This window comes from Candidatus Magnetominusculus dajiuhuensis (genome assembly GCF_046044395.1).
In the GTDB taxonomy this organism is placed as follows: domain Bacteria; phylum Nitrospirota; class Thermodesulfovibrionia; order Thermodesulfovibrionales; family Magnetobacteriaceae; genus Magnetominusculus; species Magnetominusculus dajiuhuensis.
In genome coordinates, this window is sequence record NZ_JBJUSG010000140.1 from 1 (window position 1) to 8,547 (window position 8,547).

At 47.7% G+C, this 8,547-nt stretch carries 7 protein-coding genes; 5 read left to right on the forward strand and 2 right to left on the reverse strand.

Annotated elements, in window-relative coordinates; translation table 11 throughout:
• Together AB7D94_RS14845 and AB7D94_RS14850 are read right to left on the reverse strand one after the other, a co-directional pair.
• Positions 1–404 (reverse strand): hypothetical protein (locus AB7D94_RS14845; RefSeq protein WP_420266744.1); only part of this gene is annotated, 404 nt, incomplete at its 3' end.
• A gap of 56 nt (positions 405–460) precedes the next feature.
• Positions 461–925: a hypothetical protein gene (locus AB7D94_RS14850; RefSeq protein ID WP_420266745.1), complete on the reverse strand. Its 465-nt coding sequence runs from the start codon at positions 923–925 to the stop codon at positions 461–463.
• Between the two features lie 256 nt (positions 926–1,181).
• On the opposite strand from AB7D94_RS14850, the gene AB7D94_RS14855 reads away from it, so the two are divergent.
• The 5 genes from AB7D94_RS14855 to AB7D94_RS14875 all read left to right on the forward strand — a co-directional run bounded on the left by AB7D94_RS14855 (position 1,182) and on the right by AB7D94_RS14875 (position 8,440).
• Positions 1,182–3,113, forward strand: a complete 1,932-nt coding sequence (locus tag AB7D94_RS14855) for a hypothetical protein (RefSeq protein ID WP_420266746.1) — start codon at positions 1,182–1,184, stop codon at positions 3,111–3,113.
• A gap of 20 nt (positions 3,114–3,133) precedes the next feature.
• Entirely contained in the window at positions 3,134–3,847 is a 714-nt protein-coding gene (locus AB7D94_RS14860; RefSeq protein WP_420266748.1) for a methyltransferase domain-containing protein, read from the forward strand.
• Positions 3,848–4,077: 230 nt separating this feature from the next.
• Positions 4,078–5,448 carry an FAD-binding oxidoreductase gene (locus tag AB7D94_RS14865; protein ID WP_420266749.1) on the forward strand — a complete coding sequence of 457 codons (1,371 nt, stop codon included), beginning with the start codon at positions 4,078–4,080 and terminating at the stop codon, positions 5,446–5,448.
• A gap of 37 nt (positions 5,449–5,485) precedes the next feature.
• Positions 5,486–6,673 carry a nucleotide sugar dehydrogenase gene (locus AB7D94_RS14870; protein ID WP_420266750.1) on the forward strand — a complete coding sequence of 396 codons (1,188 nt, stop codon included), beginning with the start codon at positions 5,486–5,488 and terminating at the stop codon, positions 6,671–6,673.
• An 18-nt stretch (positions 6,674–6,691) separates the two neighbouring features.
• Complete coding sequence (locus AB7D94_RS14875) at positions 6,692–8,440, forward strand: hypothetical protein (protein WP_420266751.1); 1,749 nt, start codon at positions 6,692–6,694, stop codon at positions 8,438–8,440.
• Positions 8,441–8,547: the final 107 nt, after the last annotated feature.

An 8,547-nucleotide genomic window follows, 5' to 3' on the forward strand; every position in this document is an offset into this window, starting at 1 on the left:
ATTATGACATCTGCTACCCCCACTGTAAAGATGGGGTTTTCTTGACGCTTACGGTATATTGACCGTAAGTTCCAGATATCTCCCACCCACCCGTGGTTTGTTACCGTAGTGCCGACATAACATACAGGCGAGCCGCCACAATTAGGATTAGTACAAGTCGGTATTCCGAAAACAATATTATCTGGACTACCACATCCGTCGTCATTGCCGGGGCAGCTTCCATGTGTTTGCGGATTAAGCCAAGCCGGGCCATAACATGTCGCACAACCGGAGCCGGTATCCAAATCCATTACCCCTAATACATAACTTGTAAAGTTATAGACGTTATAACCAAACGCAACGCTTGCAGTCATAACCACAAACAACATTGCCGCCACAACGACTTTCGATCTAACCCGTATCATTTTTATTCTCCTCGCTTATTAAAAACAGTTTTGTGTCTCTATCCTAGGACAGAGAGCTATTTTTTTATCGCAATCTGACTTGGCCCAACCGGTGCCCCATCGTATATAACAGTAGCATTATCCCCTACTACCTGAACCTTCAACAGAGTCATATCTTTTGCACCAGCCTGGCTGCCTGTTATGTAAAACACAACTGTATTGTGTTTCGCCACGGTATTAGGCACCGCGTAAACATTGAGAGGTTTGCTGCCCATGAATGCCTGTTTTTGAAAAAAGTAAACATTCCTTGCACCGCCATACTTAGGATGTGCACCAGGGTAACACTCCGGCACGTCTTCACCTCCAAGCTTGCCCGATATAGTTGCGAGTTTATTAGTGGGGTCCACTAAATAAAAATAAATCGTCATTTCGGTATGGTTGGCAAGACATACCGCCTCCGCATGTTTCACACTCGTACCTGCCATCACGCTACAAAAACACAATATTGCCAGCACCATGACCACTACTTTTCTATTTTTCATCCGAGCATCTCCTCTTTTGGTGTTTTTTACGCCCATACCATTTTAGAAACGGCACTATAAAACCTAAAACGACGCTACAACAAAATCACCTCATGGCCATATAGCCACCGCCTATGCAGCCATTCTATCACGATGTGAAATTCTCCGTCAATGACTTTTATCACAGGAGTTCCCCCCATTTTCGACATGTTTGGGGGGAACTCCCGCTGGCCGTGCGGTTGACCAAAATACGAACGAAGATTTAGAATCAAAGCCAATGGCAAATCGTACGATTGGTTCTATTGGCGAGTGGTTGACGCCGCAGCGCATGTTTGTGGCATTTTGGCTGGTTCTTTTGATACTCATGCCCCTTGTTTATCGCTCCATGCAACAGACCTCGTCGGGATGTGTCAGGTGCCACGGGGATAAAAAACGCATGGAGGCAGAGGGCGTCCCGCATTTTTATATCACAAAAGAGACCGTCGAAAAACAAAGTAAACACCCCGATATCGAATGCCGCGACTGCCATCTTGGAAACGGCAGGTCAACGGACAAAGGCATTGCCCATAAGGGTATGCTTAAGGCCATTTTAATCAGCGAAGACGGTGATATTCTCAATCGAAAGGCAATATTTAACGGCCCACTTCTACCCTCAGGCAGCAACAAAATCTATGAACTCCTCCCGAAAATCCAACAAAACGGCCAGCCTGACGTCCCCTATGAGGTGAGAAACCTGCTCTGGCACGACAGAAACCTTAAAACCTTTAACTTTGACCCCGATATCGCGAAGACGACCTGTGGAAAGTCCAACTGCCACCCGCAGGAACTCAAACAGTTCAGGAAATCCACAATGGGAGTTAACTATCGCCAGCGCTATATGAGGACATGGACAGCGCCCTACGGGCCGCACAACTGCGGGCCTTCGTTTGCCGATTTGCCTGCCTCCGATGAGCTTAAGGGCGCTGGATTTTCGTATAAAAATACGGCCGACATCGTTAGAAATCTAAACGTCCCGTTTACACATCAACAGGCCGAGGATAAACAAAAATTCTGCAACATCTGCCACGCCGGCTGCCTTGACTGCCACTATACGCCAACACAAAAAGGCGGGGTCCATTCCTTTACGAAGACGCCAACTGCGGAGTCATGCGCGGGCTTTGGCAGGGGCACAAGCATCTGCCACCCCGGCGCCATGCAGTCCCGAAGGGGTGAGACGTACATCGGCGGAGACTACTCAATCCCCACGGGCATGAAACCCGACGTACACTACGAAAAGGGCATCCAGTGCGTAGCGTGCCACCCCACGGGGGAAAAGGGCATGGGGGATATGGAACGAAGGGCGTCGTGCCAGGACTGCCACCTCGAAATTGAAGAGGCACACGCCAGCGGCGTTCATAAAACGCTCGACTGCCCCTCGTGCCATATAAGCGAACTCAGGGGGTATCAGATAACTATATGGGGGCCTGGCACTGTTGCAGGCAGACAAAACCCCTTCAAAAAGTACTCGCTTTACTATGGCATTCAGTCCCCTCCGATTATTGTCAAAGACCAGAAGGGGGTGTGGCGCCCATATAAGATATGGCCGCACAGCGTGGGCAATATCAAAGAGGATGTGGCGGCCTCCCCTGCCCTGACGTTCAAGTGGCCAAATGGTGAAACTCACGACGCATACTACACCGTCGGCACTTTTGATAATCTCTCCGCCAACAACAAGCACCTCCTATGGCTACAGCTTGACCAGGCCGCCCATCCCTTTGGCAAGGCCAGGAAATGTGGCTCATGCCACGCGCAGAGACAGACCGCCCAATCCACATGGGAGTTTTTCGACAACCACGGCGCGTATCCTTTCAATGGCCAGCACACCATAATTGCCGATACAGAAAGCCTGAGAATCGAAGACATTAAAAACACCACCCCAATAGAACCTATGGACGGCGCAAAACTTGAGGACTTCGCCTCGTGGCTCTTCCTCAAAGACAGGTGGAAAATCCCAGGCGATTTCTCTATCAAGGCCGACAAGGATAAATATAATCAATACCTCACATGGGCAAAGAGCATAGAACACGGCCTCACTAAGCTGGACAACATATCCGGTGCCTTTTCAAAGACGCGGCTTAAGCAATACAAGGCGCTAAGGGGCGTGGTCATTCACAATGAGGAGCGGGCCAGGGAAATAGAAGACTTTCTGAAAGATAATTTAACACAATAACTCAAAGGAGTTTATACAGCATGGAATTCGATAAATCCAAATGGGCAGACACAGACTTCAGCCGGGATTACCTTGACAAGGCCGAAATCTATATTGTCGAACGTTCGAGGATGTTTTCGATAGTGAAATCATTCTATCAGCACTTCGTAAACCATGGCAAGCCGGTAAATCTGCTTGAGCTAGGCTCTGGGGACGGGGCACTGACGCATGAGTTATTAAGGGCAGGCAGCGCCGCCCGCGCCGTTGTTGTTGACGGCTCAATGGATATGCTCAACAAGGCAGAGGCACGCATGAGGGAGTTTGACGTGCAGTTTGTCCACTGTTCGTTTGAAGAGTTTATAAGGGAGGAACGGCTACCCGGTGGCTTTGACATGGTTGTCTCATCGCTTGCTATACATCACCTGACAATGGACGAAAAGTCGGCACTCTTTAATAAGATATATCAGACGCTTACCACCGGCGGCTATTTTGTGAATATTGATGTGGTAATCGCCCCGTCAGATTCAATTGAAAACTGGTACATGGAAATATGGAAAGACTGGATGCGAGCCAAACAGGCCGCACTTGGCGTAAATGGCCCTGTCGAAAATATAATTGAAAGGTACAAGGACCTTGAGGAAAACAAACCGGACACGCTTGACTGCCAACTCGGTATGCTCAAAAACGCGGGGTTTAAAGAGATAGACTGTTATTACAAATATGGGATATTTACGATATTCGGAGGAAGGAAATAGCCCAAAGCCGGAGTTCTGAAGGCGAGTTTCTGGCGCGGTATGTCCTGGCCATAGGAGGCAAGGATTAACGAATCAGGGAAGAGTGGGAAAAAGGATGATTGGCCGGGGATACCCGTCCGGTTATTATTAACTGAACAGGACATTTTTACTTTGGCCTGGCATGTCCCGGCGGGTGCGGTTGCACAGATCCTCCGGTATCATATATAATAGCCAGACAGAAGGGTGGTGGGATGAAAAGTTTAAAAGATATATTGGTTGACGGCAGTTTTTCTATGGACAAGGAGGACCTGCTGTGCTACGGCTATGACGCCTCAGGCATAGACATGGCTCCGGCGGCCGTCGTTTGGCCAAAAAGCACGATGGATATATGTAAATTAATGCAGTTCGCCTGGCAAAACGACATAAAGGTAATCCCACGGGGGGCGGGCACCGGCCTTACCGGAGGGGCGGTGCCGGTTGCTGATTCCATACTTTTGAGTTTTGAAAAGATGAACAATATCCTTGAGATAGACACACGCAATTTAAACGTAGTAGTGGAGCCTGGCGTCATAAACGGCGACCTGCAGCGAGCACTTGGGCAGGAGAGGTATTTCTATCCCCCTGACCCTGCCAGCCTCAACACCTGTACCATCGGCGGCAATGTGGCCGAAAACGCGGGGGGGCCGAGGGCATTAAAATACGGAGTTACCAGAGACTACGTCATGCAGATTGAGGCCGTCTTGCCTGACGGCAAACTGATTCAAACGGGTGTGCGGACAAAAAAAAGCGTCGTAGGCTATGACCTCACCCGCCTGCTGGTTGGTTCTGAGGGTACGCTTGCCGTAATCACAAAGATTCGCCTGAAAGTCCTCCCAATGCCAGAGAGTGTGATAACGATACTTTCGGCCTTCGGCTCTCTTGAGCAGGCGGGCAAGGCCGTCTCACGCATAATCGCCGACGGCATAATCCCCGCGACTATGGAACTAATGGACAGGATGACCCTCATTGCCGTCAACAAGTACAAAAATATTGGGTTTCCGGAAGATATTGAGGCCATGCTGTTAATAGAAATTGACGGCAACAGCAGGGCTATCCAAGCCGATGCTGACAAGGTAGCGAACATCTGCAACGGCTTTCAGGGGAAGGTAAAAATAGCCGAGGACCCTGCCTCAAGAGAACTCCTGTGGGAGGCGAGGAGGGCAGTGTCCCCCGCGCTTTATAAGATAAGCCCGACAAAGATAAACGAGGATGTAGTTGTCCCCGTCACAAAGGTGTCGGAGCTTTTAACCGGCCTGCAGGGCATCTCCGAGGCGCACAGCGTTCCCATAGCATGTTTCGGCCACGCCGGCGACGGCAATATCCACGTAAACATCATGACAGATAAAAACGATAAGAAGAAATACGAAGAGGCCGAAAAACTCGTGCGCAAAGTCTTTAAGCTCACTCTCGACCTCGGAGGCTCTATTTCCGGCGAGCACGGCATTGGCCTGACCAAATCGAAGTACATTGACATGGAGCTGAACTCGATTAACCTTGATATAATGCGCGGGATAAAGAGGCTTTTCGATACAAAAGACATACTGAATCCGGGTAAGATATTTCCTGGCACTGATGTTCATTAGCGGTATAATGCAGACTTTTCTGAGGAGATGAGACACGATGGGATATGATGTGTGCGTTGTCGGGGGATTAGGCCATGTGGGTCTACCGCTTGGGATTATGCTTGCCCGTGCCGGCAAGAAGGTTGTCTTATACGATATAAACACAAAGGCAATTGATACTGTATCAAAAGGAAAAATGCCTTTTTTAGAAACCGGAGCAGAGGAAATCCTAAAGGAGGTCATAGATAAAAATCTCTTTGTATCTAACGACAGGGGTGTAATAACCGAGAGCCATTTCGTTATTATTGTCATCGGTACACCAGTGGATGAGCACCTGAACCCGCAGTTTACTATATTCAAGCAGTTCTTTGATGAGTTGTCTGACTGCCTTAGAGACGGCCAGCACATCATCCTGAGGAGTACGGTGTTTCCCGGCACAACCGAAAAGATACAGGAATATCTTGCGACCATTGGCAAGAAAGTCATGGTCTCGTTTTGCCCTGAGCGAATAGCCGAGGGAAAGGCAGTTGCTGAGCTTCGCGCGTTGCCACAGATTGTGGCGTCTTTCGAAAAGCAGGCTGAGGAGGAGGCCGCCGGGTTGTTCGGGGTTCTCACAGATGATATAATATATCTGACGCCTATTGAGGCAGAGCTGGCCAAGCTCTTTACAAACGTATGGCGTTACATTCAATTTTCCATATCCAACCAGTTCTACCAAATCACGGCACAGCATAATCTTGACTTTTATAAAATTTACAACGCCATTACGCGTAAATATCCACGAGCGGAGTCATTCCCGTCGGCTGGATTTGCCGCCGGGCCGTGTCTGTTCAAGGATACGATGCAGCTTGCCGCATTCAGCAATAACAGTTTTTTCCTTGGCCATGCCGCGATGTTGATAAACGAAGGGCTTCCATATTTCATCGTCTCTACACTAAAAAACCGCTGTCTGCTTAAAGGGAAAACGGCCGGTATCCTTGGGATGGCCTTCAAGGCGAATAACGACGACAAGAGGGAGTCGCTGTCGTACAAGTTGAAAAAGATCATGGAAATTGAGGCGAAGCTGGTCATATGTTCTGATGTTTACATAAACGAACCCGGCTTTGTCACGGCTGAGGCCCTTGTAAGCGCCTCGGATATAATCGTACTGGGTACGCCGCACAAAGAATATGCCGACTTAACAATCCCCAGGGACAAGGTCGTGGTTGACGTGTGGAATTTCTTTGGAAACGGTGGATTGTTTTAATTTTACCGCAATAACGCTGTGACAGCGAGCGCGATAGCCGTGCCTGGCGCGTTGGCAGTTGTTTCAATAGCAGGCGGCACGCGGTATATTGTGCTGCTATTGATTGTCCTAAAGGTTTTGCTGCTATTATCGCTTCTGTTTATACCGGGATTTCTGCTGCTAAAACTCATAAAGAAGCATTATTTCTCAAACGATGAGGCCTTCCTGTTGGCCGCTCCGGCGTCTATAATCGTTTATGTATTGATTTTTATCCCGCTTTACTGCGTTAAAAGCCATTTTATTTGGTACCTGATTTTTAATTGCGCCTTTGTTATAAGCGTTACGGCAGCCGCGTACAGGAAAAAAATGGTTGCCGAAATTCTTAGAATAGGCCCCGCACTGAAATACGGTTTTTTAATGGTGGCTTTATCGTCTGTTATTGCCTTAAGTTTTGTCTCGGTTAACATGGCAAACCCTGAAAAGGAATTGAACAACTGGGTGGCTGTTGGCCACAGGGGATTACACGATTTACCCGGTGATAACAACCTGCAATATGACACAGCGACAGTTTTTGCCCAATATAAGCCGCCCTGGGTGTTTCCCGACCATAAGTGGACGATGGGAGACAGGCCGCCGTTGCTGGGTGTGCTAAATAGTATCATAATGTTATCGCTTAACAAGCGGCCATACAGCTTCTGGAATTACCTGATAGTGGGGATTACATTAAACTCACTATTTCTGCTGCCGCTTTCTGTGCTGGCCAAAAGAATATTTAATCGCCCCGCCGCGGCTTATCTGGCGGTAATTTCTGTGTTTTTAAACGTATTTATTTTCATAAACGTCTATTTCACATGGCCAAAGCTGTTTGCCGTATTTTTCCTGCTGACGCTGATAGTTTATTTATGGGACAGGGAATTATCACCCACTACAGCCTCTATTGGAGGGGCGGTCTGTGCCCTTGGGGCATTAAGCCATGGCAATGTCCTGTTAACCCTGCCTGTGGTGATATTATCCTATATTGCATTTGCTGCAATCAGGGGAAAAAAAACATACTTATTATATTTCTTTGTATCCTTTTTGATTTTATATTCGCCGTGGAGCCTTTACAAGATAAGACATCCGGAGATTAATACCAGTAATTTAATCGGCCACTATATACCCGCAGGCAAACACTCTGAATCGCTTTACCAAAGGGTCTCCGATTTTATTCAGGACTATCCCATAGAGAAGCAGCTTGAGAGGCGTGTAGCTTTTTTACTTGGCGCCATTAGAGAAAACAGGATATATGAAACACTCCGCGTACTGCAAAGCGGGGACATTGCGGGGTATTTGAACGGAGTTTATCCGGGCGTGTTTTATCATCCCGTAACGGCATTGGGGGAGATGCAAGTTCTGCTAACTATTATAATGCTGATATTTTATATTATAAAATCACTGTATCGAAAGAAGGCTACTCCTTTTGATATTAAGACGCTCGCGGCTTTCATTTTTTTGGCCATATTAAGCTATGCCTTTAACGTTTTGATTAAATGGACTCCTCCAAATACCCACGAACTGCCATACACGGAGTTAATAATTCTGATTGCAGCAGTCTCAGGAGTTACCTTTTCTTTTGGCGTGGCTTTGAGATGGTTTTCATTTGGCTGGATATTTCTGAATTTTACTTATTACGTAATTGCCAGTTCGCTGCGGCACGAGTTTGCCGTCTTTGATTTTTTTAACATCGTTGTCTTTATGGTAGTGGCGGCAATGGTTTGGCTGGCACATTACTTCTCACAAAACCTATAGATTTTTACCTGAGGCAATACGCCATGGTAAATTTGTGTCATAGCGCAATGTCTCACCCTATAACCGACATAGAGAAGCGAAAAGAGTTAAAAGCCCCCGTGCTTTAA